This window comes from Pseudomonas sp. VD-NE ins (assembly GCF_031882575.1).
Lineage (GTDB): Bacteria > Pseudomonadota > Gammaproteobacteria > Pseudomonadales > Pseudomonadaceae > Aquipseudomonas > Aquipseudomonas fluorescens_BZ.
Genome location: NZ_CP134772.1, coordinates 4,706,919 through 4,732,220, shown reverse-complemented (window position 1 = coordinate 4,732,220; position 25,302 = coordinate 4,706,919). Strand labels below are relative to the sequence as shown.

22 protein-coding genes are annotated in these 25,302 nt (G+C 59.8%); 14 read left to right on the top strand and 8 right to left on the bottom strand.

Features of this window, described 5'->3' with window-relative positions; genetic code table 11:
- Positions 1-16: 16 nt before the first annotated feature.
- Positions 17-1,762: a glycosyltransferase gene (locus RMV17_RS21050; protein WP_311882286.1), complete on the top strand. Its 1,746-nt coding sequence runs from the start codon at positions 17-19 to the stop codon at positions 1,760-1,762.
- Positions 1,763-1,772: 10 nt separating this feature from the next.
- Here RMV17_RS21050 and RMV17_RS21045 read toward each other — a convergent pair whose 3' ends face one another.
- Positions 1,773-2,579 carry an SGNH/GDSL hydrolase family protein gene (locus tag RMV17_RS21045; protein ID WP_311882284.1) on the bottom strand — a complete coding sequence of 269 codons (807 nt, stop codon included), beginning with the start codon at positions 2,577-2,579 and terminating at the stop codon, positions 1,773-1,775.
- Between the two features lie 147 nt (positions 2,580-2,726).
- Between RMV17_RS21045 and RMV17_RS21040 the strand changes: the two genes are divergently transcribed.
- The 4 genes from RMV17_RS21040 to fabF all read left to right on the top strand — a co-directional run bounded on the left by RMV17_RS21040 (position 2,727) and on the right by fabF (position 7,482).
- Positions 2,727-4,721: a polysaccharide biosynthesis protein gene (locus tag RMV17_RS21040; RefSeq protein WP_034155274.1), complete on the top strand. Its 1,995-nt coding sequence runs from the start codon at positions 2,727-2,729 to the stop codon at positions 4,719-4,721.
- Positions 4,722-4,831: 110 nt separating this feature from the next.
- Positions 4,832-5,167, top strand: a complete 336-nt coding sequence (locus RMV17_RS21035; protein ID WP_034155273.1) for a helix-hairpin-helix domain-containing protein — start codon at positions 4,832-4,834, stop codon at positions 5,165-5,167.
- Positions 5,168-5,381: 214 nt separating this feature from the next.
- On the top strand, positions 5,382-6,185 hold the full coding sequence (locus tag RMV17_RS21030; protein ID WP_311882279.1) for an SDR family oxidoreductase: 804 nt from the start codon (positions 5,382-5,384) through the stop codon (positions 6,183-6,185).
- Between the two features lie 22 nt (positions 6,186-6,207).
- Positions 6,208-7,482: a beta-ketoacyl-ACP synthase II gene (gene fabF / locus RMV17_RS21025; protein ID WP_311882277.1), complete on the top strand. Its 1,275-nt coding sequence runs from the start codon at positions 6,208-6,210 to the stop codon at positions 7,480-7,482.
- Here the strand turns inward: fabF and RMV17_RS21020 are convergent.
- The 3 genes from RMV17_RS21020 to eat form a co-directional block, all read right to left on the bottom strand.
- On the bottom strand, positions 7,479-8,033 hold the full coding sequence (locus RMV17_RS21020) for a TetR/AcrR family transcriptional regulator (RefSeq protein ID WP_034155270.1): 555 nt from the start codon (positions 8,031-8,033) through the stop codon (positions 7,479-7,481). The two genes, fabF and RMV17_RS21020, sit on opposite strands and share 4 nt — an antisense overlap.
- 137 nt (positions 8,034-8,170) lie before the next feature.
- The gene (locus RMV17_RS21015; RefSeq protein ID WP_007908505.1) at positions 8,171-8,338 is read right to left on the bottom strand and encodes a DUF2897 family protein; all 168 of its coding nucleotides are present in this window, start codon (positions 8,336-8,338) and stop codon (positions 8,171-8,173) included.
- A gap of 129 nt (positions 8,339-8,467) precedes the next feature.
- Complete coding sequence (gene eat, locus RMV17_RS21010) at positions 8,468-9,832, bottom strand: ethanolamine permease (RefSeq protein WP_311882272.1); 1,365 nt, start codon at positions 9,830-9,832, stop codon at positions 8,468-8,470.
- 398 nt (positions 9,833-10,230) lie between these two features.
- Between eat and kdpF the strand changes: the two genes are divergently transcribed.
- From kdpF to RMV17_RS20980, 6 genes are all read left to right on the top strand, one after another.
- On the top strand, positions 10,231-10,320 hold the full coding sequence (kdpF, locus tag RMV17_RS21005) for a K(+)-transporting ATPase subunit F (RefSeq protein WP_007899818.1): 90 nt from the start codon (positions 10,231-10,233) through the stop codon (positions 10,318-10,320).
- Between the two features lie 8 nt (positions 10,321-10,328).
- Positions 10,329-12,023 carry a potassium-transporting ATPase subunit KdpA gene (gene kdpA / locus RMV17_RS21000; protein WP_311882269.1) on the top strand — a complete coding sequence of 565 codons (1,695 nt, stop codon included), beginning with the start codon at positions 10,329-10,331 and terminating at the stop codon, positions 12,021-12,023.
- 24 nt (positions 12,024-12,047) lie between these two features.
- Complete coding sequence (gene kdpB / locus RMV17_RS20995; RefSeq protein ID WP_311882267.1) at positions 12,048-14,105, top strand: potassium-transporting ATPase subunit KdpB; 2,058 nt, start codon at positions 12,048-12,050, stop codon at positions 14,103-14,105.
- Between the two features lie 340 nt (positions 14,106-14,445).
- Entirely contained in the window at positions 14,446-14,991 is a 546-nt protein-coding gene (gene kdpC / locus RMV17_RS20990; protein ID WP_311882265.1) for a potassium-transporting ATPase subunit KdpC, read from the top strand.
- A gap of 130 nt (positions 14,992-15,121) precedes the next feature.
- A complete protein-coding gene (locus RMV17_RS20985; RefSeq protein WP_034155265.1) occupies positions 15,122-17,773 on the top strand; it encodes a sensor histidine kinase KdpD in 2,652 nt (883 codons plus the stop codon).
- A 48-nt stretch (positions 17,774-17,821) separates the two neighbouring features.
- Entirely contained in the window at positions 17,822-18,520 is a 699-nt protein-coding gene (locus RMV17_RS20980; protein ID WP_311882262.1) for a response regulator, read from the top strand.
- A 141-nt stretch (positions 18,521-18,661) separates the two neighbouring features.
- Here the strand turns inward: RMV17_RS20980 and RMV17_RS20975 are convergent, their stop codons facing one another.
- Positions 18,662-19,708 carry a patatin-like phospholipase family protein gene (locus RMV17_RS20975; protein ID WP_034155263.1) on the bottom strand — a complete coding sequence of 349 codons (1,047 nt, stop codon included), beginning with the start codon at positions 19,706-19,708 and terminating at the stop codon, positions 18,662-18,664.
- A 216-nt stretch (positions 19,709-19,924) separates the two neighbouring features.
- Here RMV17_RS20975 and RMV17_RS20970 point away from each other — a divergent pair, with 216 nt between their 5' ends.
- The 3 genes from RMV17_RS20970 to RMV17_RS20960 all read left to right on the top strand — a co-directional run bounded on the left by RMV17_RS20970 (position 19,925) and on the right by RMV17_RS20960 (position 22,082).
- Positions 19,925-20,203, top strand: a complete 279-nt coding sequence (locus tag RMV17_RS20970) for a hypothetical protein (RefSeq protein ID WP_007908543.1) — start codon at positions 19,925-19,927, stop codon at positions 20,201-20,203.
- A gap of 79 nt (positions 20,204-20,282) precedes the next feature.
- Positions 20,283-21,047 (top strand): CHAD domain-containing protein, encoded by a 765-nt coding sequence (locus tag RMV17_RS20965; RefSeq protein ID WP_311882259.1) that lies wholly within the window; start codon positions 20,283-20,285, stop codon positions 21,045-21,047.
- Positions 21,048-21,287: 240 nt separating this feature from the next.
- Entirely contained in the window at positions 21,288-22,082 is a 795-nt protein-coding gene (locus RMV17_RS20960; protein WP_311882257.1) for a thioesterase family protein, read from the top strand.
- 1 nt (position 22,083) lies between these two features.
- Here RMV17_RS20960 and RMV17_RS20955 read toward each other — a convergent pair whose 3' ends face one another.
- The 3 genes from RMV17_RS20955 to RMV17_RS20945 all read right to left on the bottom strand — a co-directional run bounded on the left by RMV17_RS20955 (position 22,084) and on the right by RMV17_RS20945 (position 25,162).
- Positions 22,084-22,449, bottom strand: coding sequence for a terminase (locus RMV17_RS20955; RefSeq protein WP_311882255.1), 366 nt, complete (start codon positions 22,447-22,449; stop codon positions 22,084-22,086).
- A 213-nt stretch (positions 22,450-22,662) separates the two neighbouring features.
- Positions 22,663-24,144, bottom strand: a complete 1,482-nt coding sequence (locus RMV17_RS20950; RefSeq protein ID WP_311882253.1) for a methyl-accepting chemotaxis protein — start codon at positions 24,142-24,144, stop codon at positions 22,663-22,665.
- 202 nt (positions 24,145-24,346) lie between these two features.
- Positions 24,347-25,162, bottom strand: coding sequence for a TatD family hydrolase (locus tag RMV17_RS20945; protein ID WP_034155258.1), 816 nt, complete (start codon positions 25,160-25,162; stop codon positions 24,347-24,349).
- Positions 25,163-25,302: the final 140 nt, after the last annotated feature.

Below are 25,302 nucleotides of genomic sequence, written 5' to 3'. Positions count from 1 at the left end.
TTAGAAGGAATAGATTTTGGCTCGCAATAGTTTTTTCTCGAAGCTGTCCCGGCTCTTTGTCCAACGATCAGAAAGCGTTGAGATCTACAAGTTGCCCCAGCAACCTGTAAGCGAGCCAAAGGCACCCGTTGAGCCAGGTATCGTTGAAGCCCCTGTGGTTGAGCCGTCGGCGGTCGTTCAGATTGAACATGGCAAGCGCAGGCTGCCAGACAATTTTGACGCGGCGCTCTATCTGAAAATGAATCCGGATCTCGGCACGGCAATTGATCCGATTGCCCATTACCTGAATCATGGTTTTCAGGAAAGCTGGCGTATCGTGACGCTGCCCAGAATCAAAATGTCCGACAGTCGTCAGTTCGATCCTTCGCGAGAAACGGTCATGGTCGTCAGTCACGAAGCATCCCGATCAGGTGCGCCGATACTTGCCCTTAACCTGGTACAGCGTTTATCCGCCAGTTACAACGTAGTTGCGCTTTTGCTCGGCAATGGCCCGCTTCTTGAGGACTTCGAAGATGCAGCGGTTGCGACAATGGCGAGCCCGCGACTGAAAAACAATCTTCCCTACACACAGTTCGCCATTGAAAAACTGTGCAGCGACTTCAATTTCAAGTTCGCACTGGTTAACAGCATGGAGTGCCGCGTGGTTCTGGAGCCACTGGCCCGGCATTTCGTGCCTGCTATTCCGTTGATCCATGAATTTGCGTCCGCATACCCCAATTCCGCCGCCCTGTTTTCGGATGCCAAGTTGTGGTCTAGCGACCTGGTTTTTTCCGCGGACATTACTTGGGAGAGTGCCAAAGATTTATGTCCGGCCCTGAAACCTCTAAGCGCCCACATTATTCCTCAGGGTCATTGTGCGCTGCCCGCGCCAGTTGTCGAACAGGAAAGGCAGCAATTGGAGTCTGATTACTTGCGCGGCAAGATGCGGCCTGCCACCGATACTGAGAGGAAGTTCGTAATTCTCGGCGCAGGCTATGTCAATTTCCGAAAAGGCGCCGACATCTTCATTCAATGCGCGATCAAAACCATGCTGACTCCCGGTGGGGAGAAGTTTCGTTTTGTCTGGATCGGTAAAGGCTTTAACCCCGATGTAGAAGATGGCTATTCGGTTTATCTCGCCGATCAGATCAAGCGTTCGGGGCTGGAGGATCGCTTCGTGATGCTGGACGAGACGTCCGCTATTGCAACGGCGTATGAAGAAGCTGACCTGTTGTTTATCTCGTCTCGATTGGACCCGTTGCCGAACGTCGCCATTGATGCTTTCGATGCGCGATTGCCAGTGCTCTGCTTCGACAAAGCGACAGGCATATCTGACTTCCTTTCATTTGGCGGACTACGCGATTCCTGCATCGCTGATTATCTTGATGTTGACAGCGCCGTGCGAAAAATTTTCGCATTGGCCGACTCCAGTGAACTGTATGAAGAGGCAGTCGCCAAGAGTCATGCAGCATCGAAAATCTACTTCGATATGGACAGATATGTTGCGGAACTTGAGTCTGTCGGCGTTAAAGCCGCTGTACGCGCTCAACAGGAAAAACGTGATGTTCAATTGATTTCGGACTCGGACTTGCTCGACAGCAGTGAGCGAGACGCGCGCTTGTATGTTCGCGCATGGGCCAGCGGCATAAACCCGCAGCCGCCTCGCTCAGACTTCCAGCCCGATGTATATGCCGAACAACATGGTGTGGAAATCCCGGGCAGCGACCCATTTGCCGATTACATTCGCAAGGGTTCTCCGCGAGGCGTATGGAACAACGCCTGACAGGGTCACCTCACCTGCGGCGAAAGAAACGCTCCACCAGCCTGCCCAAGAGCGTCGGCTTGCTCTTTGCGAGAGGTTCTTCGACAGGCTGGGTTACATCGCTTGATTGATCCGAATGCGCGTAACGTTCGAGCACCGGCGCCAGCAGCGGTGCAATCATTTGCGAATGGGCAGAAGGATCGTAGTGATGGTCGCTCGGATCGGGGTTTCGCAGCGTTTCTTTGAGACTTCCCGTTGCGTCCATCGACAGACTGTCCATGTTTATATGACTGATGCCCTGATGGACGCAAAAAACCTCCATCAGACTATTGAACTCAATAGTCAACCGGGTTCTTTCAGCAAGAGTGGCCTGCACCTCCTTACGCAAGTTGGCAACCTCGCCCCAATCCATTCCATCTCGAATGGTGGGGAGGGGAGTGCTGATGCAGATCACATGATGGGTCTGTTTAATGTCCTGAAGAAGTTTCTGATAGTTATCAACTGCCAGTTGCAACATTTGCGATACAGCGTTGCCGTGCTTTTGCGCTCGATACCAAATCACAAAACCGGTGTCGACCTCGCCCAGCATTACGATCGCCGTTTTGGCCGTTGTCGCCTCCAGCGCTGCTGTGAACTGTGGCATGGCCTGAGTCAGGGCGTTTGGATTTTTTAATCCAGAAACGGTTGCCCCTCCTACCGAAGTCACTTCGAACGTGTATTCGGGAAGCAGTGCTCTCAGTGTTTCGGAGTTGAATACCAATGCGTGAGAGTCGCCGAGTACAACTACTGGGATCATTGTCTGATTAATTCCTGATTCATCGGGGTTGCGAAAAGGCAATGGTGAAATTCTATAGGGTCGCCGCGTTTACTCCGAGAACCGATTCACCTTTTCTGGGGCCAATTATTCAGATGAAGACGCCAGCATTGAGGTTACAATGCTGGTCGTCGACTGTTTAAGGAGGGAGCCACGTGCTCGAGCGGCTGAATGGATAAAGTGCGGACTGTCTTGCTGGGCTTGCCTCGTAAGCACAAACGTTTGCTGCAGGTGGCTACCGACGTCGTCCTGGTCTGGGTTGCCCTCTGGTTGTCGTTCATCGTGCGCCTCGGCATCGATGACATGTACAACCCCTTGAAGGCTCACATCTGGCTCTTTGCCTTCGCCCCTGTCATCGCCATTCCACTCTTTATTCGCTTTGGCATGTACCGGGCCGTGATGCGTTACTTTGGTAACGACGCCCTGATTGCCATCGTCAAGGCGGTCAGCCTGTCCTCGCTGATTCTGGCGGTCGTCGTTTACTGGTACAGCAATCACGAAGCCGTAGTGCCGCGCTCGATCATCTTCAACTACTGGTGGTTGAGCATGATGATCATCGGCGGCCTGCGCCTGTGCATGCGCCAGTTTTTCATGGGCGACTGGTTTACCGCAGCTCAACACGTACCGTTTACCAGCCGCGATGACGGTTTGACCAAGGTCGCCGTATACGGTGCCGGTGTCGCCGGCAACCAGCTGGTTGCCGCTCTGCGCATGGGCCGCGTGATGCGTCCGGTGGCCTTTATCGATGATGATCCGGGCATTTCCGATCGTTCGATTTCCGGGCTTCAAGTCTACAAACCCAAGCACATTCAACACATGATCGACGTCACCGGTGCCCAGGAGATACTCCTCGCGCTGCCGTCGTCGACCCGCGCCAGGCGCCGGGAAATCCTCAACCTGCTCGAGGGTTTTCCGCTGCACGTGCGCAGTGTGCCGAATTTTACCGACCTGGCCAGTGGTCGCGTCAAGGTCGAGGATATCCAGGAAGTGGATATCGCCGACTTGCTCGGGCGTGACGCCGTACCGGCCCAACCGGACCTGTTGGCGCGTTGCATCAATGGCAAAGTGGTGATGGTCACAGGCGCTGGTGGTTCGATCGGCTCGGAGTTGTGCCGACAGATTTTCACCCTGGGGCCGACCACGCTCGTGTTGTTCGAACACAGCGAATTCAATCTCTACAGCATTCTCTCCGAACTCGAACAACGGGGTTGCCGGCAGTCGGTTCCGGTACGACTGTTGCCTATCCTCGGTTCCATCCGTCATCAAGACAAGCTGCTCGATGTGATGAAAACCTGGAAAGTCGACACCGTGTATCACGCAGCAGCCTATAAGCATGTGCCGATGGTTGAGCACAATATTGCTGAAGGTGTACTGAACAACGTGATCGGCACGCTCAATACAGCGCAGGCGGCATTGCAGTCGGGCGTGTCGAATTTTGTGCTTATCTCCACCGATAAAGCCGTGCGCCCGACGAACATCATGGGCAGTACCAAGCGCCTGGCCGAGTTGACGCTGCAGGCCCTCAGCCGTGAAACCGCACCGGTATTGTTTGGTGACAGTGCCAACGTGTCGCGGGTCAACAAGACCCGGTTCACCATGGTGCGTTTCGGCAATGTTCTCGGTTCCTCGGGCTCAGTGATTCCGCTGTTCCACAGTCAGATCAAGTCCGGTGGCCCGCTGACGGTCACTCACCCGAAAATTACCCGCTATTTCATGACCATCCCCGAGGCCGCCCAACTGGTGATCCAGGCCGGTTCGATGGGGCAGGGCGGGGATGTGTTTGTGCTGGACATGGGCGAGCCGGTGAAAATCGTTGAGCTGGCAGAAAAAATGATCCACCTGTCCGGCTTGAGCATTCGCTCCGAACGCAATCCGCAGGGCGATATTTCCATCGAGTTCACCGGGCTGCGCCCAGGCGAAAAGCTCTACGAAGAGCTGTTGATCGGCGACAACGTGGCCGCCACCCAGCACCCGATGATCATGACGGCGAGCGAAGACCACCTGCCGTGGGATGTGCTGAAAACCCGCTTGAGCGAATTGCTTCTGGCCGTGGAGCGCGATGATTATGCGCGGGTCCGTCAACTGCTGCGCGAAACGGTCAGTGGCTATATGCCGGACGGCGAGATCGTCGATTGGATCTATCAGCAGCGCCGCCTCGAACCCTGATTGTTTCACATCCTGTAACGCACGCATTTTTGACATGGCTCCACCATGACCTACGTTTGGAGAGCAGCTTCGGAAAAGCTGCTTTCTCAAATGATGATGGAGCGTCACTAATGCGTACCGGTTATTTTTACTCTCTGATTTTCGCTTTCCTCACCAGCGCCTCGATCGCCGCTATTGCCGCACCTGTTGCGCCAGCGGAGTCGTCCAAAGCGCCTTTGGTCATGGATACAGCGACACCTTCCCAAAGTGCAAAAGTCGATCTCAACGATGCCGACGCGGCGACGCTGCAAAAGGAACTCGCTGGAGTCGGTGAGGCTAAAGCCAAAGCAATTGTTACGTATCGTGAAACAAACGGGCCTTTTGCATCGGTGGATGAGTTGCTGGAAGTGAAGGGGATTGGCAAGGCGATTCTGGATCGCAACCGCGACAAGCTGGAAGTCAACTAAGCTGAGTGTTCTATGCCAAGAGGCCGGTCATTGACCGGCCTTTTTGTTTTGCCCAGTGCATGGCAGCGCATAGCAGTGGAAAGGGCGCTCGTCGAACAATCTAAAATTACGTCTATCATATTGCGTTTGGATTATGGCTATAATAATTCGCCGGTTCTTTGGGCCAACGCGCTTCAGCGGCGATTTCCTCCATCTGTATTCCAGGAGCACTCTCATGAATTCTGCACAATCACAAGGTACTGCTCTGGTTACCGGCGCATCGTCCGGTATCGGTGCGATTTACGCTCAGCGCCTGGCGGCGCGTGGTTTTGATCTGCTACTGGTTGCCCGTGACAAGGACCGTCTGGAGAGTGCTGCGAGCCAGTTGCGTGACGCCCATGGCGTTCAGGTTGAAGTGCTGAAAGCGGACCTGACGCAAAAGGGTGACGTGCTCAAACTCGAACAACGCCTGCGCAGCGATTCCAGCATCAGCTTGCTCGTCAATAACGCCGGCGTGGCAGCGGACGGACTGCTGGCCAACGCCGATATGGACCAGTTGGAGCGCTTGATCCAGTTGAACATCACCGCCGTCACGCGCCTGGCATCGGCGGCGGCTGCCAGTTTCGCCAAGGCCGGTCGTGGCACGATCATCAATATCGCCTCGGTGGTGGCGCTGTTTCCGGAACGCTTCAACGCTACTTATAGCGCCAGCAAAGCTTATGTACTGAGCCTGACCCAGTCGTTGAACACTGAACTTGAAGGCACAGGCGTGCAGATCCAGGCCGTGCTGCCCGGTGTAACCCGCACCGAAATCTGGGAGCGTTCCGGCATCGATGCCAGCGGCATTCCGGCAGAAATGGTCATGGACGCAGGCGAGATGGTTGATGCGGCGCTGGCCGGCCTGGATCAGGGCGAGTTGATCACCATTCCTTCGCTGCCTGATGCATGCGAATGGCACGCCTTTGTTGCGGCTCGCCATGTCATGGCACCGAACCTTTCCCGCAGTGCTGCAGCCCAACGCTACAAGTCCGGCAATTGAATTGATCAGAGGTCACCACGGTATGGATTCGCGTCGAATAGTCGTCACAGGCATGGGCCTGGTTTCACCCTTGGGCAGCGATCTTGAAGTCGTATGGCAGCGCTTGCTGGCCGGGCGTTCTGGTTTGCGTAACTTGCCTGAGGCAACGGTCGCTGATTTGCCCACGCGAGTCGGCGGCGCGGTGCCAACGCTGGAAGAGGACGCCGAGGCAGGATTTGATCCGGATCGCGCCACGCCACCCAAGGAACAGAAGAAGATGGACCGCTTTATTCTGTTCGCCATGGAAGCTGCCCGGCAGGCACTGGAACAGGCTGGCTGGCATCCCTCGGAAAGCAAAAGCCAGGAGCGTACGGCGACGATCATCGGCTCCGGTGTCGGCGGTTTCGGCGCGATTGCCGACGCTGTACGCACGACCGACAGTCGCGGCCCTCGGCGTTTGTCACCGTTTACCATCCCGTCGTTTCTGGTCAATCTCGCGGCAGGGCACGTGTCCATTCAACACGGTCTCAAGGGGCCTTTGGGCGCACCCGTGACGGCGTGCGCTGCGGGTGTTCAAGCGATTGGCGATGCGGCGCGCTTGATCCGCGCCGGCGAAGCGGATATCGCCGTGTGTGGCGGCGCGGAAGCTTGCATCGACCGCGTCAGTCTTGCCGGTTTTGCGGCAGCTCGGGCACTCTCGAGCGGTTACAACGACACCCCGGAGCGCGCCTCTCGGCCGTTCGACAGCGGTCGCGACGGCTTCGTCATGGGCGAGGGCGCGGGGCTGCTGGTGATCGAATCTCTGGAGCATGCCTTGGCGCGTGGCGCGAAGCCTTTGGCTGAGCTGGTCGGTTATGGCACCAGCGCCGACGCCTATCACCTGACGGCCGGACCGGAAGATGGCAGCGGTGCGCGGCGGGCGATGACGTTGGCACTGACGCAGGCGGGTATCGAGCCGGAACAGGTGCAGCACCTCAACGCTCATGCGACTTCGACCCCGGTGGGCGACCTCGGCGAACTGGCGGCGATCAAAGCGTTGTTCGGCACGCAGAATAAAATCGCCGTGACCTCGACCAAGTCAGCCACCGGTCATTTGCTCGGCGCTGCCGGTGGGCTTGAAGCCATTTTCACACTGTTGGCGATTCGTGATCAGGTGGTGCCGCCGACTTTGAATTTCGACAATCCCGATCCGGCGAGCGCAGGGGTGGACATCGTCCATGGCCAGGCGCGGCCGATGTCGATCGAATATGCACTGTCCAATGGTTTCGGGTTTGGCGGGGTCAATGCCAGCGTGCTGTTCAAGCGCTGGCAGGCTTAGTCCCGGTTCTTGAGATGATCGCGGGTGACATCGAGGATGCGTTGCGCAAACCCGGCATCCGCGACACTGCGTGACAGCAGCAGCGCGCCGACCAGTGTCGACATGATGACAATGGCGCGGTCAGCGCTGTTCTCACCTTCGAGGCTATTCTCGATCTGCTCCAGCCGCGCGTTGAGAACCACGTCGCTGGTGGGACTCGGCTGACCACGCAGGCCCAGCTCGGAAGAAATGGTCAGCAACGGACAACCTTCATGTGGCGATGTCTGGTGCCATTCGGACAGATAGGTTTCGATGAAGACATCGAGCGGTTTGTCCTGGGAAAAAATCTCGGCGCATAAACCGTCGACCTGGTTGCCGGCCTCTTGCAAAGCTTTCTCGACCAACTCGTCCTTGGACTTGAAGTGTGAATAGAAACCGCCATGGGTCAGACCCAGTGCTTTCATCAGGGGTTGCAGGCCTGTAGCGCCGATTCCGTCCTTGCGAAAGCGTGCCGAAGCCTCCTTGATGATGCGCTGATGGGTCTGGGCTTTATGATCCTGCGAATAACGCATTTGGAACTCTCCGCAACAATGTCCCCATCTTAACCAAGGAAAATTGGATGGTGACTGTACTTCTACTTCTTAAAAGCGTGCGGATAGGTCAAATGGCTATAAAAAGCACAAACCCCGCCGATCAGGCGGGGTTGTGTTCAGCGGTCCTGCGCGTCTTTGGCGTCCGCTTCGGCATTGCGTTGGGCAACGCGTCGGCGCTCTTCATCGGTCAGATCGACCTTGTTGGCGGTGTCGCGCAACATCATCAATCCGCCGACGATCGAGCCGATTGCAACGACCAGAATCAACCAGGCATACCAAGGCATAACGGCTCTCCTTAAGGGCAGGACGACGGGCGAGGATTTCGCCGTGCGACGCTGCATACCACGTTTGAGCGAAGTGACTTCGCAGTGGTTCCATTCTAGGCCGCTTGCACCCGGTACACCCGAAATCCCTCAATGACCTGTCAGCATCGCATCGGCTGGCGCGTCGGCACGCAGCTGTCCGGTAAGCAGGAAGTAACCGAAACCGACTGCCATGAAGCCGAGGAAGATCAACCCGATCAACGCGTTGAACCACGCCATCGCCACCAGACACACCACCGCCAGTACCAAAGCGATCAGCGGAATCAACGGATAGCACGGCGCGCGGAAAGTACGCTCGAGATTGGGTTCCGATTTACGCAGTTTGAACAGGCTGAGCATGCTCATGATGTACATCACGATCGCGCCGAACACGGCCATGGTGATCATCGCGGCGGTGAGGGTCATGCCACCGAGGTTGATCAGGCCGTCGCTGTAGATCGCGGCGATGCCGATGATGCCGCCGACAATGATTGCGCGGTGCGGTGTCTGGAAACGCGAGAGTTTCGCCAGCGAGACCGGCAGGTAACCGGCGCGGGCCAGAGCGAAGAACTGCCGCGAGTAGCCGAGAATGATCCCGTGGAAACTGGCAACCAGACCGAACAGGCCGATCCACACCAGCATGTGCAGCCAGCCGGAGTTGTCGCCGACCACGGTTTTCATGGCCTGCGGCAGCGGATCGTTGATGTTGGCCAAGGTGCGCCAGTCGCCGACACCGCCGGCAAAGAACATCACACCCATCGCCAGCAACACCAGGGTCAGGATGCCGCTGATGTAGGCCTTGGGAATCGTGCGCTTCGGATCCTTGGCTTCTTCGGCGGCCATCGCCGCGCCTTCGATGGCGAGGAAGAACCAGATCGCAAACGGAATGGCCGCGAACATCCCGGCAATTGCCGGTGCGCCAAACACATCCGACCCCGCCCAGCCATTAAGGGCGAAGTTGCTGAAGCTGAACGCCGGCGCGACGACGCCCATGAACACCAGCAACTCGGCGACGGCCAGCACGCAAACAATCAGCTCGAACGTCGCCGCCAGCTTCACGCCAAGAATGTTCAGGCCCATGAACACGATATAGGCGCCAACCGCTGCGTGTTTTGGATCGAGTGCCGGAAACTGCACATTGAGGTACGCGCCAATCGCCAGGGCAATCGCCGGGGGTGCGAACACGAACTCGATCAGCGTGGCCAGGCCTGCAATCAATCCACCTTTTTCGCCGAAAGCGCGACGGCTGTAGGCAAACGGTCCGCCGGCATGGGGAATCGCCGTGGTGAGTTCGGTGAAACTGAAGATAAAACAGGTGTACATGGTCGCGACCATGAACGAGGTCACCAGGAAGCCCAGTGTCCCGGCCACGCCCCAGCCGTAACTCCAGCCGAAGTATTCCCCGGAAATCACCAGCCCGACGGCAATGCCCCACAAGTGCAAGGTGCCCAGCGTGGGTTTGAGTTGTGTGTTCATGCGTTTGCTCCCTGAACGGTTTGGAAAGCTCGGGGAGGGCGTTTGCAGTGGGCGTGCCAGTGCGCTGAAACAAGTCGTAATGAGTTGAAAGCTGTCGTATCGGGGATGTTCGCGGTGGGATAGCTGCTTTTTGTGCGCCAGTTGGGTGCGATGCTGGCAGTTATGCCGTCTTCGCGAGCAGGCTCGCTCCCACAGGGGAATGCATTTCAAATTGTGGGAGCGAGCCTGCTCGCGAAAGGGCCCGGCCTGACGGCGTAAAAACCTGCTGTAACGCCTGCATAAACCCACTCTTTACGCTTTCTTTATGCACAGCCAGCACCCTCGCTCTCGTTCCTTTACAGCCTCCTTTCCGACAATGCCTCCACACGCGGCAATACGCCGTAACACGGAGATCTTCCATGAGCGTTCTGGACGGGGTGTCACTGCTATTGGCAGTGGGGCTGTTCATTTATCTGTTGGTTGCGCTGTTGCGCGCGGATCGGAACTAGGAGCGGCTATGCACAGTTATGACTATTGGCTGATCCTCGCGTTCTTTGCGTTGGTCTTGCTGCCGGCGCCGTTCCTCGGGCGCTTTTACTACAAGGTAATGGAAGGTCAGCGCACCTGGCTGACGCCGGTTCTCGGCCCGGTCGAGCGCGGTTGCTATCGCATCGCCGGTGTCGACGCCGAGGCTGAACAGAGCTGGCAGAAGTACACGCTGGCGCTGCTGGCATTCAACCTCGCCGGTTTCCTCCTGTTGTTTGCGATTCTGTTGTTCCAGGATCACCTGCCGCTGAATCCGCAGAACCTGCCGGGCCAGGAATGGACGCAAGCGTTCAACACCGCGGTCAGTTTCATGACCAACACCAACTGGCAGTCCTACAGCGGTGAAGCGACCCTCAGCTACCTGAGCCAGATGGTCGGCCTCACCGTGCAGAACTTCGTCAGCGCCGCCACCGGCCTCGCCGTGCTGGTTGCGTTGTGCCGTGGCATCGGCCGTAAATCGACGAAAACCCTCGGCAACTTCTGGGTCGACATGACCCGCGCCACCCTCTACGGCCTGTTGCCGCTGTGCCTGTTGCTGGCGTTGTATCTGGTCTGGCAGGGCGTGCCGCAAACCTTCGCGCAATATGTGAATGCGGTGACGATGCAGGGTGTCGATCAAGTGATCCCGCTCGGCCCAGCGGCCAGTCAAATCGCGATCAAGCAACTGGGCACCAATGGCGGTGGCTTCTTCGGCGTCAACTCGGCGCATCCGTTCGAGAACCCGACCGCGTGGAGCAACTTGTTTGAAGTCGCTTCGATCATTCTGATCCCGGTGGCGCTGGTGTTCACCTTCGGCCACTACGTCAAGGACCTGCGTCAGAGTCGCGCGATCATCGCCTGCATGCTGGCGCTGTTCCTGATCGGCGGCGCGACCTCGCTGTGGGCTGAATACCAACCGAACCCGACGCTGAACAACGCTGCGGTTGAACAGACCGCGCCGCTGGAAGGCAAGGAAGCGCGCTTCGGCACCACCGCCACGGTGCTGTGGTCGGTGACGACGACGGCGGCCTCGAACGGTTCGGTCAACGCCATGCATGACAGCCTCAACCCGCTCAGCGGCATGGTCGCACTGGTCAACATGATGGTCGGCGAAGTGATCTTCGGCGGCGTCGGTGCCGGGCTCTACGGCATGTTGCTCAACGTGCTGATCGCGGTGTTTCTCGCCGGTCTGATGATTGGCCGTACGCCGGAATACCTCGGCAAGAAACTGCAGGCGCGGGAAGTGCAATTGCTGGTGGTGACCTTGCTGGTCATGCCGGTGGGCGTGCTGGTGCTCGGTGCGATTGCCGCAGCGGTTCCCAGTGCTGCAGCGACCATCAGCAACCCCGGCCCGCATGGGTTCAGCCAGTTGCTCTACGCCTACACCTCTGCCAGTGCCAACAACGGTTCGGCGTTCGGTGGCCTGAGCGCCAACACACCGTTCCACAATCTGATGCTGGGCCTGGGCATGTTGATCGGGCGCTTTGGTTACATCCTCCCGGTACTGGCACTGGCCGGCAGCCTGGCGATGAAGAAAACCGCGCCGATCGGGCAGAACAGTTTCCCGACCCATGGCCCGCTGTTCGTGACCCTGTTGACCGTAACCATTTTGCTGGTGGGCGGCCTGACCTTCCTGCCAACCCTGGCGCTCGGCCCAATCGCGGAACACCTGAGCATGGGCTTCTAAGCCTTTCATTTTAGGAGCTGGATGATGAATATGCCCGCAATCAAACCCGCCGCCGTCAAGGCGCCGGAACAAGCGAAAACCGCGATCTCGGCCCTGTGGCGGCCGGCGCTGGTGCAAGCCTTCGTCAAGCTCGACCCACGGCAACTGAAGCGTTCGCCGGTGATGCTGGTGGTTGAGCTGACGGCGATTTTCACCACCGTGCTGTGCTTCATTCCCGATGCCGACGTGCCGACTTTCGTCGCCGCGCAAATCGCCCTGTGGCTGTGGTTCACCGTGCTGTTCGCCAACTTCGCCGAAGCCTTGGCCGAAGGTCGCGGCAAGGCCCGCGCCGACAGCCTCAAGGCCGGCAGCGAAGGCCTCAGCGCACGGCGCAAACAGGCCAATGGCAGCTTTCAAGTGGTGCCAGCCGCTAGCCTGCGCAAGGGCGATGTGGTGCGCGTCGAAGCCGGGGAGATGATCCCCGGTGACGGCGAAGTCATCGAAGGCATCGCGGCGGTCAACGAAGCGGCGATCACCGGTGAATCGGCGCCGGTGATTCGTGAGTCCGGCGGCGATCGTTCGGCCGTCACCGGTAACACCCGTCTGGTCTCCGACTGGTTGCTGGTGAAGATCACCGTCAATCCCGGTGAGTCGACCCTCGACCGCATGATCGCCCTGGTCGAAGGCGCCAAACGCCAGAAGACCCCGAACGAAGTGGCGCTGGATATCCTGCTGATCGGTCTGACCCTGATCTTTCTGCTGGTGGTCGTGACCCTGCAACCGTTCGCCCGTTTCGCCAATGGCAGCCTGCCGCTGGTGTTTCTGGTGGCGCTGCTGGTTACGCTGATCCCGACCACCATTGGCGGTCTGTTGTCGGCGATCGGTATCGCCGGGATGGATCGTCTGGTGCGCCTCAATGTGATCGCCAAGTCTGGGCGCGCGGTGGAAGCGGCAGGTGACGTGCATGTGCTGTTGCTGGACAAGACCGGCACCATTACTTTCGGCAACCGTCGTTGCAGCGCGGTGTATGCAGCGCCGGGTGTGAGTGGTCGTGAGCTGGCCGAAGGCGCGTTGTTCGCTTCGCTGGCCGACGAAACCGCTGAAGGTAAATCCATCGTCGAGTACCTGCGCGGTCTGCATCCGCAGCCTGAGCCGGCGTTGGAAACCTTGATCGCTGTGCCGTTCAGCGCTGAAACCCGTTTGTCCGGTGTCGACTATCAGGGTCGTGTCTACCGCAAAGGCGCGGTGGATTCGCTGCTGAGTTTCCTCGGCCAGAAACGTTCGGATCTGGCGCCGGCCCTGTCGCGGGAAATCGACAAGATTGCCCAGAGCGGCGGCACCCCGCTGCTGGTCTGTGCCGACGGCAAACTGCTCGGCGCGATCCACCTCAAGGACGTGGTCAAACCGGGCATTCGCGAGCGCTTTGCCGAGCTGCGTAAACTCGGGATCCGCACGGTGATGGTCACCGGCGACAACCCGCTGACTGCCGCTGCCATCGCCGCTGAAGCAGGCGTCGATGACGTTCTCGCCGAAGCCACCCCGGAGAAAAAACTCGCGCGTATCCGTCACGAGCAGAACGACGGTCGCCTGGTCGCGATGTGCGGCGACGGCGCCAACGATGCCCCGGCACTGGCTCAGGCTGACGTCGGCATGGCGATGAACGACGGCACCCAGGCTGCCCGCGAAGCGGCGAACATGGTCGACCTCGACAGCGACCCGACCAAGCTGCTCGACGTGGTACAGATCGGCAAGGAATTGCTGGTGACCCGTGGTGCGCTGACGACCTTTTCCATCGCCAACGACGTGGCCAAATACTTCGCGATTCTGCCGGCGCTGTTCGCTTCGATTTATCCGCAACTGGGTGTGCTGAACATCATGCAGTTGACCAGTCCGCAGAGCGCGATTCTCTCGGCGATTGTGTTCAACGCCTTGATCATCGTTGTGCTGATTCCGCTGGCGCTGCGTGGTGTGCGCGTGCAGGCGGCGAGTGCGGCGGCGTTGCTGCGGCGCAATCTGTTGATCTATGGATTGGGCGGGATTCTGGTGCCGTTCGTGGGGATCAAGGCGATCGACATGTTGCTCACGGCGCTGCATCTGGTGTGAGGCTGAAAAAAGCCCCTCACCCTAACCCTCTCCCAGAGGGAGAGGGGACTGACCGAGTGGTTTATCAGAGGTACATCGACTTGAGATACCGAGCCGAACTCAGATTTTGAAAAGCACAGAAATCGGCTCCCTTTCCCTCGCGCACTTATAGCGAGCGGACTGATTGAGGTGGTTGCGTGAGTTACACCGATTTGAGATATCGAGCCGAACTCAGGTTTTGAAAAGCATACAAGTCGGCTCCCTTTCCCCCTCGCCCCTTGGGGGAGAGGGCTGGGGTGAGGGGGAAAAGATCCCCCTGACACCCCACCAAAGTTTGCCCAACGAATTCGAGGATTTTGCAATGTCCGCAATGATACGTCCCGCCCTTAGCCTGCTGGTGCTGATGACCCTGATCACCGGCGTCGCCTATCCACTGGTGGTAACCGGTGTCGCCCAAGTCGCATTCCCCGCGCAAGCCAACGGCAGCCTGGTGCACGACGCCGACGGCAAGGTCCGTGGCTCGTCGTTGATCGCCCAGGATTTTGTCGGCGATGCCTGGTTCCACCCACGGCCATCCGCCGGTGCGTTTGCGACCGTTTCCAGCAGCGCCAGCAACCTGGCACCGAGCAATCCGGCACTCGCCACGCGGGTGATCGATGATGCCAATAAATTGCAGGTGCCCGGTCAGGGTCCGGTGCCATTGGCCTTGCTGACTACCTCCGGCAGCGGTCTCGATCCACACTTGCCACCGGCGGCAATTGCCTATCAACTGGCGCGTGTCGCAGCGGCGCGAAATCTGCCGGTATCGACTGTGCAGCAACTGCTCGATGCGCACATCGAACAGCCGCTGGTGGGGCCGCCGGTGGTGAATGTGCTGGCGCTGAACATGGCACTGGAAAAACTGTAGATCGGTGGCGCGGCCATTCGCGAGCAGGCTCGCTCCCACAGGGATATGCGTTCCAAATGTGGGAGCGAGCCTGCTCGCGAAGAGGGCCGAAAGAACACCGCATAACTATCAGGAAGAGAGAACATCAAGCATGAGCGACTCCGGCCGCGCCGACGCACTGTTAGCAGACCTGCCCCGAGACGGCCGTGGCCGCCTCAAGGTTTTCCTCGGCGCCGCCCCCGGTGTCGGCAAGACCTACGCCATGCTTCAGGCCGCGCATACGCAACTGCGTCAGGGCGTGAAAGTCCTCGCCGGGGTAGTCGAAACCCACGGCCGCGCCGAAACCGAAGCGCTGCTCGGCGGCTTGCCGCAGCAGCCGCTGGTGCGCTCGGAATACCGTGGCGTGATGCTCGAAGAAATGGACCTCGACGGCATTCTCGCGGCCAGGCCCAAGCTTGTGCTGGTCGATGAACTGGCCCACAGCAACGCCCCCGGCAGCCGTCACACCAAGCGCTGGCAAGACATTCAGGAACTGCTCGCCGCCGGCATCGACGTGTTCACCACGGTCAATGTCCAGCACCTCGAAAGCCTCAACGATCAGGTGCGCGGCATCACCGGTGTGCAAGTGCGCGAAACCCTGCCGGACTGGGTGCTGCAAGAAGCCTACGAACTGCTGTTGATCGACCTGCCGCCGCGCGAATTGCTCGAGCGTCTGCGCGAAGGCAAGGTCTACGTGCCCGAGCAGGCGCGGGCGGCGATCGATGCGTTTTTCACCCAGACCAACCTCACCGCGTTGCGTGAATTGGCGATGCAAACCGCCGCCGCGCAGGTCGATAACGACCTTGCCCAAGGCTATCGCCAACTCGGTCAGGCCGCCCCGGCGGTACGTGGGCGATTGCTGGTCGGCGTCGATGGCGATGCGCAGGCCGAACGCCTCGTGCGCCACGCCAGTCGTGTCGCGCAGCGGCGGCATTTGCCGTGGAGTCTGGTGCATGTCGACAACGGCAGCGTACGCGACGAACAATCGCGTCTGCGTCTGCAAAGCGCTCAGCAACTGGCCGAGCGCCTCGGCGGTGAAGTGGTGTTGCTGCGCGCCGGTGAGGTGGCGAAAACCCTGATCCAGCACGCCGCTGAACGCCGCGCGAGTCTGGTGTTGGTCGGTCAATCCCGACCGCGTCTGCGCCGTCGTCTGTTCGGTGGCGGGCTCGCGGCGCGCCTTCTGCGGCAGGCCCACGGTCTGGAAATCAACGTCCTCGACAGCGATGAGCAACAGCATCAACCGCGCCAACGAAACCCGCTGACGCTGGTGTGGTTCGATTATGCGCTGGCGCTGGTCGCCACGGTGTTGGCCAGTGCCTTGGCGTGGGCGGTGTCGAGCGTGTTGCCGCTGCCGAACATCTCACTGGTGTTTCTCGCGGCGGTGTTGTTGGTGGCGGTACGCAGCAGCCTCGGCCCGGCGCTGGCCTGTGCGGCGTTGTCGTTTCTGACTTACGACTTTTTGTTCATCCCGCCGAATTTTTCTTTCAGCATTCAGCGCGAAGAAGACGTACTGACCTTGCTGTTTTTCCTGCTGATGGCGGCGCTCACGGGTAACCTCGCGGCGCGTCAGCGTCGGCAATTGCAGGCCCTGCGCGATACCCAGGAAGAGACCACCGAACTGCTCGACCTGTCGCGCAAACTCACCGCCGCGACCGATCGCCAAGCGGTGGTCAGCGCCGCCGCGCAACACCTCAATGGCTGGAGCGATCTGCAGCTGTGTCTGCTCAACCGCGACGGCCAGGGCGGCTGGAAAGTCGAGACCGGCGGGCCGCTGGAGTTTACCGAGTCCGAACGCGCCGCCGCCGACTGGGCCTGGCAACACGATCAACCGGCGGGCATGGGCACCGGCACATTGCCGTTCGGGCGTTGGTGGTGGTGGCCGCTGTCGGTCGAGGACGGGCCGCTGGCGCTGCTCGGGGTCTGTGCGAAAGAGGGCCAGACTTTGAGTGGCCAGCGCCGTCGTTTGCTCACCGCGTTGAGTCAGCCGTTGGCGCAAGCGCTGGCGCGCGCGCAGTTGGCCGATGATCTGGAAGCCGCGCGCCTGCATGGCGAAACCGAACAACTGCGCAGTGCCTTGCTGGCCTCCGTGTCCCATGACTTGCGCACGCCGCTGACCGCCATGCGCGGCAGCATCGACAGCCTGTTGGCCCTCGGCGAAGCGATCCCGCTGGAGGATCGCCGTGAACTGCTCGAAGGCACCCGCGATGAAGCCGAGCGTCTTGATCGCTACATCCAGAATCTGCTCGACATGACCCGCCTCGGTCACGGCGCGCTGAAGCTGGCGCGGGACTGGGTGTCGCCCGCCGACATCGTCGGCAGTTCGCTCAATCGCCTGCGCGCGGTGCTCGCGCCGTTGCAGGTCAGCACCGACGTGCCGGGCGAGTTGCCGTTGTTGTTCGTCCATGCCGCGTTGATCGAACAGGCATTGGTCAATGTGATGGAAAACGCAGCGCGCTTTTCGCCAGCTCACGGTCGACTGCAACTGAACGCAGGCGCGGATGATCAAGAGATTTTCTTCTCGGTCAGCGACGAAGGGCCGGGGATTCCCGAAGAGGAACGGGCGAAGATTTTCGACATGTTCTACACCGCTGCCCGGGGAGATCGCGGGGGGCAGGGCACCGGTCTTGGCCTGGCGATCTGTCAGGGCATGGTCGGTGCGCACGGCGGTCGCATCAGTGTCGCCGACGGCATCGACGGACGCGGCACTTGCATCACCTTGCACTTGCCGTTGCAGACACAGCCGGGAATGGACAATGAAGCCTGATTGCGACTGCGCTACTCTCTTGCCAATCTTTTGTATTGATGTGAATTCATGAGCCAGACCGCGACCATTTTGGTCATCGACGACGAACCGCAGATTCGCAAGTTCCTGCGCATCAGCCTCGCTTCCCAAGGCTACAAAGTGCTCGAGGCCGGCACCGGCGCCGAAGGCCTGGCGCAGGCCGCGCTGAACAAGCCGGACTTGCTGGTGCTCGACCTCGGCTTGCCGGACATGGACGGCCAGCAAGTGCTACGCGAGTTTCGCGAGTGGGCCACGGCGCCGGTGCTGGTGCTCTCGGTGCGCGCCAGCGAAGGGCAGAAAGTTCAGGCGCTGGATGGCGGCGCCAATGACTACGTGACCAAGCCTTTCGGTATTCAGGAATTTCTCGCGCGGGTGCGTGCGTTGTTGCGTCAGGCACACGCGGGGGAGGCGCAGCAGGCGGCGCTGAGTTTCGGTCCGTTGACGGTGGATCTGGCCTATCGGCGGGTGTTGCTCGACGGTGTCGAAGTAGCGCTGACACGCAAGGAATACGCGGTGCTGGCGCAACTGGCGCGGCATCCGGGGCGAGTGATTACCCAGCAGCAATTGCTCAAGGATATCTGGGGACCCACGCACACCGAGGACAGCCATTATCTGCGGATTGTGGTGGGGCATTTGCGGCAGAAACTGGCGGATGATCCGACGCGGCCGCGATTTATCGTGACCGAGGCAGGGGTTGGTTATCGGCTGATTAGTGACAACGATCTTTAGTCATGTGTTGTCCCGGCAGACGCCATCGCTGGCAAGCCAGCTCCCACAGGTTTTTCAGCTGTGATTGAAATCTGTGTATCACATCGATCACTGTGGGAGCTGGCTTGCCAGCGTTGAGGCCCTTACAGACTGCGGAGAACTTCAAGGCTCTCGGTTCTGCTCACTGTCATACCGATCCAGCGTATCCCGCGCAATCTCCCGTCCCAACGCGATCAACTCGGGCGCCTTGTAGAACTCGAAAAACCGGCACACGCGCTTCGGCACGTTGATCAGGATATCCGGCGGATACCCGGCAATCTTGTACTGCGCCAGCGAGGTCTGCATCACCTCGAAACTCTGGTTGATCAGATCCAGCAACGACGCCGGCCCGACGTTATCGATGATGAACGAACCGGTCGCCGATTTCGGCGCGCCTTCACGCTCAGGCGCGGCCGCCGGTTGCTGGCTCTCCGGCTCGGCACCGTCAAGCCAGGGATTGATGTCCGCCGCTTCGGCGCGCAGCGCTTCCTGCTCGAGCCGCAACAGTTGCTCGGCCTGTGTTCGGCGGAACGGCATCTTCGACCCCAGCGAACTGATCAGGCTGTCGAAGCGTGAGCGGAACGCGGCGGGGCGCTGGATCACCGGCAGTTTGTAGTGACGCTGGTTGGTCGAGTTGAGATTGACTGCGATGATCAGATCGCAGTGGCTCGACACCACCGGCACGATCGGCAACGGGTTGAGAATGCCGCCATCGACCAGCATGCGATTGCCCTGCATCACCGGGGTGAACAGGCTGGGAATTGCCGCCGAGGCGCGCATGGCTTGATGCAGGCAACCTTCCTGAAACCAGATCTCCTGCTGGTTGGTGAGGTCGGCGGCGACGGCGGTGTAGGGGATGCGCAAGTCTTCAATGTTGACCTCGCCGACGATCTTGCGAATCTGCCCGAAGACTTTCTCGCCGCGAATCGCGCCGAGGCGAAAACTCACGTCGACCAGCCGTAGCACATCCAGATAGTCGAGACTTTCGATCCAGTTCTTGTAAACGTCGAGTTTGCCGGCGGCGTAGATCCCGCCAACCACGGCGCCCATCGAACAACCGGCAATGCAGGCGATTTCGTAACCGCGTTTTTCGATCTCTTCAATGACCCCGATATGGGCATAGCCCCGGGCGCCACCGGAGCCCAGTACCAGCGCGACACGTTTTTTCATCCAGCATCCTCCCGACAAGGTTCCACAATGCACCCATCGCCGGGCCGGCTCAATCGCCGTGGTCGTTGAGTGCGCCGGCGACGTCGTTTTTTTGATACTGCATGACCCTTCAGCGCTATCCTTCTCAGTTGCGCGGTTTCACCCGCTGGCGAGGCACTTTTTCGCAGCCAAGCCGTCTTACCTGCACGACTGTTGACCTATTTTGAGGTGTGAGTGATGAAAGCCTGGATCTGTGTGCCGTTGATGGCTCTGGCATTGGCCGGTTGCGCCGGTAAAACCGCTTACCGCGACAGCTGCGGCAGCCAGCTCGACGCGGCTTGGCACGAGCTGGATCTGGCCAAGGCCGAAGGCTTTGCCGGCACCGTCAGCTATTCCAAAGCGTTGTCGCTGCTGACCGCCGCGAAGACCCAGCAGCAATTCGAAGGGTTTGAAGGTTGCAGCAAGAAGGCCGAGAAGGCGCGTTTCTACATTCGCGAATCCCGCGCCGGCCGCTAAGCTGCTGACGTGAGGCAAGGAGGCTGCGTTCGCTGGGCAGCAGAATGATCGTCAGAGCCATTTGAATCAGGAGCAAGTGATGTCTGCGTTGGTTGATCGGTTGGTGGCTCATGTCCTGAGTCTGGAGGTGCGGCTGCTGGCCTGTCAGGCGCGATTGACGGCACGTACCGACCCCGAAGCGCTGCATGATCTGCGCACCACGGTGCGGCGCTTGCGCAGTCTGTTGCGGCCATTGCGCGGTTTGCCGGGTGTCGAACAACTGGAAGGCGCCGCTTCGGCAGTCGGCCAATTGACCACCCCGTGGCGTGATCGCGAGGTGTTGGCGGCGTATCTGCTCCAGCATGACCAGCCGCAAGCGGCGCAACGCCGCATGGCGCAAATGGCCGAGGCCTATCCGGCGTTGGCGGCGAGTGCCGAGGTGGCTTCGCTGCTGATGATCCTCGACGCTTTCCCGCGATTCCTGCGCGCCTCCCAGCGTCAGGGCTTGCTCAAGGGCTTGGACAAGCGCATCGAAAAACGCCTCGGCAAGCAATGGCGGAAACTCGACCAGGCGCTGCACGATCCAGCCCACGACCGCCATCGCCTGCGCCTGTTGATCAAGCGCGTGCGCTACGGCATCGAAGCCTATCCCGAACTGGACCGCTTGCCCGCCGCAGCGTTGAAGCGATTGAAGTCCGCGCAAGGCGCGTTGGGCGACTGGCACGATTGCTGGCAATGGTTGGCGAAAGCCGAGCTGGAGGCTGATCTTCAACCGTGCGTCGCCACTTGGCAGGCGACCATGATCGAAGCTGAAATCAAGGCTGATCGCGTGCTGGAAAAACTCAGTTCAGCCTGTTTCAAATAACTCTCCAATCACAACGATTCCTGTGGGAGCGAGCCTGCTCGCGAAAGCGCTGGTTCAGACGGCAAATATGTCGACTGACACGGCCTCTTCGCGAGCAGGCTCGCTCCCACAGGGTGTTGTGTGTGTCGGTTAGCCCGGTAAGGCCTTTCTGTCAGCCCATTTGACCGGAATAGACGCTGCGGCGCTCTGCAGGTCTGGTTAAGATCCCTGCATTCCTTTCTCGCTTTCTGAGGTTGCCCCATGCGCTTTAGCGATCTGCTCGATGCGGTCCGCCGCCAACCGGAACTGACGATTCCCGCTGAATGGGGCCAGGGCCGTGCCAGTTTCGGTGGTCTGGTGGCGGCGCTGCAATATGAAGCCATGCGCGCGCAAGTGCCGGCGGATCGCCCGGTGCGTTCGCTGGCGATCACCTTTGTCGGACCGGTCGAGCCTGAAGTCCCGGTGAGCTTCGAAGTGGAGGTGCTGCGCGAAGGCAAAGCCGTCAGTCAGGTCATGGGCCGGGCGATGCAGAATGGCCTGGTGGTGACCATCGTTCAAGGCAGTTTTGGTGCCTCGCGGCCCTCGGAGGTCGCCGTGGAAGCGTATCCGGCGCCGTCAATGAAACACTGGGACGAATGCCAGGAGTTGCCCTTCATCAAAGGCGTGACCCCGGAATTCATGCGCCATCTGGCGATGCGCTGGAGCGTCGGTGGCATGCCGTTCACCGGCAATCAATCGCGTTTGATGGGAGGCTGGGTGCGTTTGCGTGGAGATGTCAAAGAAGAGCCAGTCAATGAGGCGCATCTGCTGGCCTTGGTAGATGCATGGCCACCCGCGCTGTTGCCGTATCTGAAGAAGCCTGCGCCTGGCAGCACGCTGACCTGGACCATCGAATTCGTACAGCCGCTACACGATTTGAGCACGCTGGACTGGTGCCAGTACCTGGCCGACATCGAATACGCCGCCGACGGCTACGGCCATGTCGCCGCCAAGCTGTGGAGCGCGGAAGGTGAGTTGATTGCGATGAGTCGTCAGACCGTCACGATCTTCGCCTGACTCAATGCCGACGGTGGCGCTCACGCCAGGCGCGCCACCAGCCGCCGCTGAGAAAGAAGCGTGGAAAAGTCAGAAACTGCTCGACCAGTAAACGCGAGACGGCATCTTTACGATCACTGAACGGCTCGGAGGTTTGCGCTTCCAGGCTGTGACCGTGGCGCTGCAAACCCAGCGCCGCGATGATGCCGATCACGCCGATGGCGACACTGGCCAGACTCAGGCTGAACACCCCGGAGACGATCAGCAGAAACGCGACGATGAACAACGGCACGGCAATCAGGTGCAGCACCAGATTGGTCGGGTGCTGATGATTGCCCGGGTACGCGCGCCATTGCCACGCGGGAAGGTTGGGGTGACGTTTGCCCATGTTTTCTACTCCTCGATCCATGTTGAACTCATGGTTGAAGAATAGGCCTGGGCGCGGAGGGCGGCGAATCAAGGTTGGCTATTGAAGTGATAGGCGTCATCGCAGGATTCGATGTCGCCCCGTCTGACGCCTTCGCGAGCAAGCTCGCTCCCACAGAGGATTTATGAGCGCACCAGATCCAATGTGGGAGCGAGCTTGCTCGCGAAAGGGCCTTCAGAGTTTCAATTGACCTATGGCCTTGCTCAACTCCCCAGCCAACGTCGCCAGCTCATTACTGGTCGTCGCCGAATCCACCGTTTGCTGCACGGTGTTCTCGGTCACATCGCGAATACTCACCACCGCCCGGTTCATCTCTTCGGCGACCTGGCTCTGCTGCTCCGCCGCCACGGCAATCTGCGTATTGCTTTCGCGCATCTGCGCCACCGCGCCGGTGATTTCCGCCAGCGCCGCACCGGCTTCTTGCGCTTGCTGCACGCAATCGTCGGCCTTGTACGAACTCTCCTGCATGAAATCCACCGCATCGCGGGTGCCCGCCTGCAAGGCCGAGACCATCGTGGTGATCTCGTCGGTCGAGGTCTGCACCCGTTTCGCCAGATTGCGCACCTCATCGGCGACCACCGCAAAGCCTCGGCCCATTTCACCGGCGCGCGCCGCTTCGATGGCGGCGTTCAGGGCGAGCAGATTGGTCTGCTCGGCGATGCTGTGAATCACGCTGACCACGCCGTTGATCTTCTGACTGTCCTCGGCCAGCCGTTGAATCATCTCGGCGGTCTGCTGCACGCCGCTGGATAACCCTGCAATCGAATGCTGTACCCGGGCGACCACTTGCTGACCGCTGCCGGCGAGGCCATCGGCAGTCTGCGACAGGTCGCGGGTGGCGCCGGCGTGTTGGGCGATGTGATAAACGGTGGCGGTCATTTCGTTGATCGCCGTGGCCGCCTGGTCAGTTTCGCTCTGTTGACCAAGCATGCCGTGGCGCACTTCGTTCATGCTCGATGCCAGTCGCGCCGCGCCGACATCCAGTTGCCGCGCGGTGTTGGCGACGGTCGTCACAACGCGCTGGTAACCGGCCTGCATCGCGTTGAACGCATTGGCCATCTGCCCGACTTCGTCTTTGCCGGCCAGCGGTACACGTGCCGAGAGATCGCCGCTTTTCTCGACGTGCAGCATCACGTCTTTCAGCGTGTTGAGCTGGCTGAGCAGGAAGCGGATCAGCAATTGCGAGGCACACAGCATGGCGAACATCAGGATGAACACCGCCACTGCATAGTTGGCGAAACGCTCGCTGAACACCTGACTCAGGCTTGGGCCATAGGCAATCACCGCAACCTGTTGGCCATCGGCGCGGCTGAACACCTCAGCGCCCATCAACGGGTTGTCGCCGAACAGCGGCAGGTGATTGATCTCGTTCCAGCCGTTGCTTTCCGTGATTTCCAGCAAGGGTTGATCGTTCAGGCGCGGTGCTTTGCCACGCTTGAAGGTCAGCACCTGATCGGTCTTCGGCAGCGGTTGCCCGGCCGGCCAGGCCTTGAGCAATTGCGCCTGGGCTTGCGCCGAAGCCTGTGAGGCGTGACTGCGCGCCTGTTGTTCGAGTTGCACGGCGTACAGCACCAGCAGCAGGGTGGTGATGAAGGCGACCGCATTGACCGCCCAGAATTTGTATTTCAGCGAGATATTGCTAAGCCAGGCACCCATGGAGGTCTTCTCTGATAGCGGAAACAGTTTTGGCAAGGTGCCAGCATTGTGCCGCTATGCAGTTCGGAAGATCTTGATATGAGTCAACAGGGCGCATTGTTCCTCCTGTGGGAGCGAGCCTGCTCGCGAAGAGGACGTGTCAGTCAACATCATTGCCATCTGAACCACCGCTTTCGCGAGCAGGCTCGCTCCCACAAGGGAATTATGGTGTGTCAGGAAGGGCGGGGAGGTTGTAGAACGCGCGGGCACACGCGGTGGTGTGCGCCGCCAGATCTTCCTCGGTTTCACCGCGATGCAGCGCCACTTCGCGCAGCACTTCAGTCAGATACGCCGGCTCATTGCGGCCGTTCTTCGGCTTCGGTCGAAGAGTGCGCGGCAGCAAATAAGGTGCATCGCTTTCCAGCATCAAGCGTCCACGTTTGATCTCTTTCACCAGTGGATGCAAATGCGTGCCACGGCGCTCATCGCAGATCCAGCCGGTGATACCGATGTGCAGATCCAGATCGAGATAGCTGAACAGCGCTTTTTGCTCGCCAGTGAAGCAATGCACCACAGCGGCAGGCAGTTGATCGCGGAAGCCTTTGAGGATTTCCAGCAGGCGCTGGCTGGCATCACGCTCGTGCAGGAACACCGGCATTTGCAGTTCAACGGCCATTGCCAGATGTTCTTCGAGGACTTTTTCCTGCTGGGGGCGGGGTGAGAAATCACGGTTGAAATCGAGGCCGCATTCACCCACGGCGACGACGTTGTTCTCTTGCAGCAGACTGCGCAAACGACGGGCGCTATCGGCGTTCCAGTCGCTGGCCGAATGCGGGTGAATACCGGCGGTGGCGAACAGCCGCTGACCGCTGTCATCCAGTTGCTGGCACAGCTCCAGCGCCTGTTCGCTGCCTTCGACGCTGGTGCCGGTCAGCACCAGTTGGCAGACCCCGGCAGCATAGGCACGGTCGAGCACGGCCTGGTGTTTGTCGGCGAAACTGGGATTGGTCAGGTTGACGCCGATATCGATGAGTTGCATGGTTGCTACCTCGGGCCGAAGGCCGGAAAGCATACCAGAGCTGTAGATTCATAAGAAAAGCCAAGAACTACAACGAGTTATAGCTGTCTGTTGATGCCGCGACGCAGACCGGTTTGGTAGAAGTGCCATTACTGTGCCAG

Bases quoted from the DNA above. Each gene is read 5' to 3' on its own strand.
- fabF (WP_311882277.1), top strand. From the start codon at position 6,208: ATGGATTCGCGTCGAATAGTCGTCACAGGCATGGGCCTGGTTTCACCC.
- RMV17_RS20965 (WP_311882259.1), top strand. From the start codon at position 20,283: ATGTCTGCGTTGGTTGATCGGTTGGTGGCTCATGTCCTGAGTCTGGAG.
- RMV17_RS20950 (WP_311882253.1), bottom strand. From the start codon at position 24,144: ATGGGTGCCTGGCTTAGCAATATCTCGCTGAAATACAAATTCTGGGCG.
- RMV17_RS20985 (WP_034155265.1), top strand. From the start codon at position 15,122: ATGAGCGACTCCGGCCGCGCCGACGCACTGTTAGCAGACCTGCCCCGA.
- RMV17_RS20970 (WP_007908543.1), top strand. From the start codon at position 19,925: ATGAAAGCCTGGATCTGTGTGCCGTTGATGGCTCTGGCATTGGCCGGT.
- kdpA (WP_311882269.1), top strand. From the start codon at position 10,329: ATGCACAGTTATGACTATTGGCTGATCCTCGCGTTCTTTGCGTTGGTC.
- RMV17_RS21040 (WP_034155274.1), top strand. From the start codon at position 2,727: ATGGATAAAGTGCGGACTGTCTTGCTGGGCTTGCCTCGTAAGCACAAA.
- RMV17_RS20960 (WP_311882257.1), top strand. From the start codon at position 21,288: ATGCGCTTTAGCGATCTGCTCGATGCGGTCCGCCGCCAACCGGAACTG.
- RMV17_RS21020 (WP_034155270.1), bottom strand. From the start codon at position 8,033: ATGCGTTATTCGCAGGATCATAAAGCCCAGACCCATCAGCGCATCATC.
- RMV17_RS21035 (WP_034155273.1), top strand. From the start codon at position 4,832: ATGCGTACCGGTTATTTTTACTCTCTGATTTTCGCTTTCCTCACCAGC.
- eat (WP_311882272.1), bottom strand. From the start codon at position 9,832: ATGAACACACAACTCAAACCCACGCTGGGCACCTTGCACTTGTGGGGC.
- RMV17_RS21015 (WP_007908505.1), bottom strand. From the start codon at position 8,338: ATGCCTTGGTATGCCTGGTTGATTCTGGTCGTTGCAATCGGCTCGATC.
- RMV17_RS20955 (WP_311882255.1), bottom strand. From the start codon at position 22,449: ATGGGCAAACGTCACCCCAACCTTCCCGCGTGGCAATGGCGCGCGTAC.
- RMV17_RS20975 (WP_034155263.1), bottom strand. From the start codon at position 19,708: ATGAAAAAACGTGTCGCGCTGGTACTGGGCTCCGGTGGCGCCCGGGGC.
- RMV17_RS20945 (WP_034155258.1), bottom strand. From the start codon at position 25,162: ATGCAACTCATCGATATCGGCGTCAACCTGACCAATCCCAGTTTCGCC.
- RMV17_RS21030 (WP_311882279.1), top strand. From the start codon at position 5,382: ATGAATTCTGCACAATCACAAGGTACTGCTCTGGTTACCGGCGCATCG.
- RMV17_RS20980 (WP_311882262.1), top strand. From the start codon at position 17,822: ATGAGCCAGACCGCGACCATTTTGGTCATCGACGACGAACCGCAGATT.
- kdpB (WP_311882267.1), top strand. From the start codon at position 12,048: ATGAATATGCCCGCAATCAAACCCGCCGCCGTCAAGGCGCCGGAACAA.
- kdpF (WP_007899818.1), top strand. From the start codon at position 10,231: ATGAGCGTTCTGGACGGGGTGTCACTGCTATTGGCAGTGGGGCTGTTC.
- kdpC (WP_311882265.1), top strand. From the start codon at position 14,446: ATGTCCGCAATGATACGTCCCGCCCTTAGCCTGCTGGTGCTGATGACC.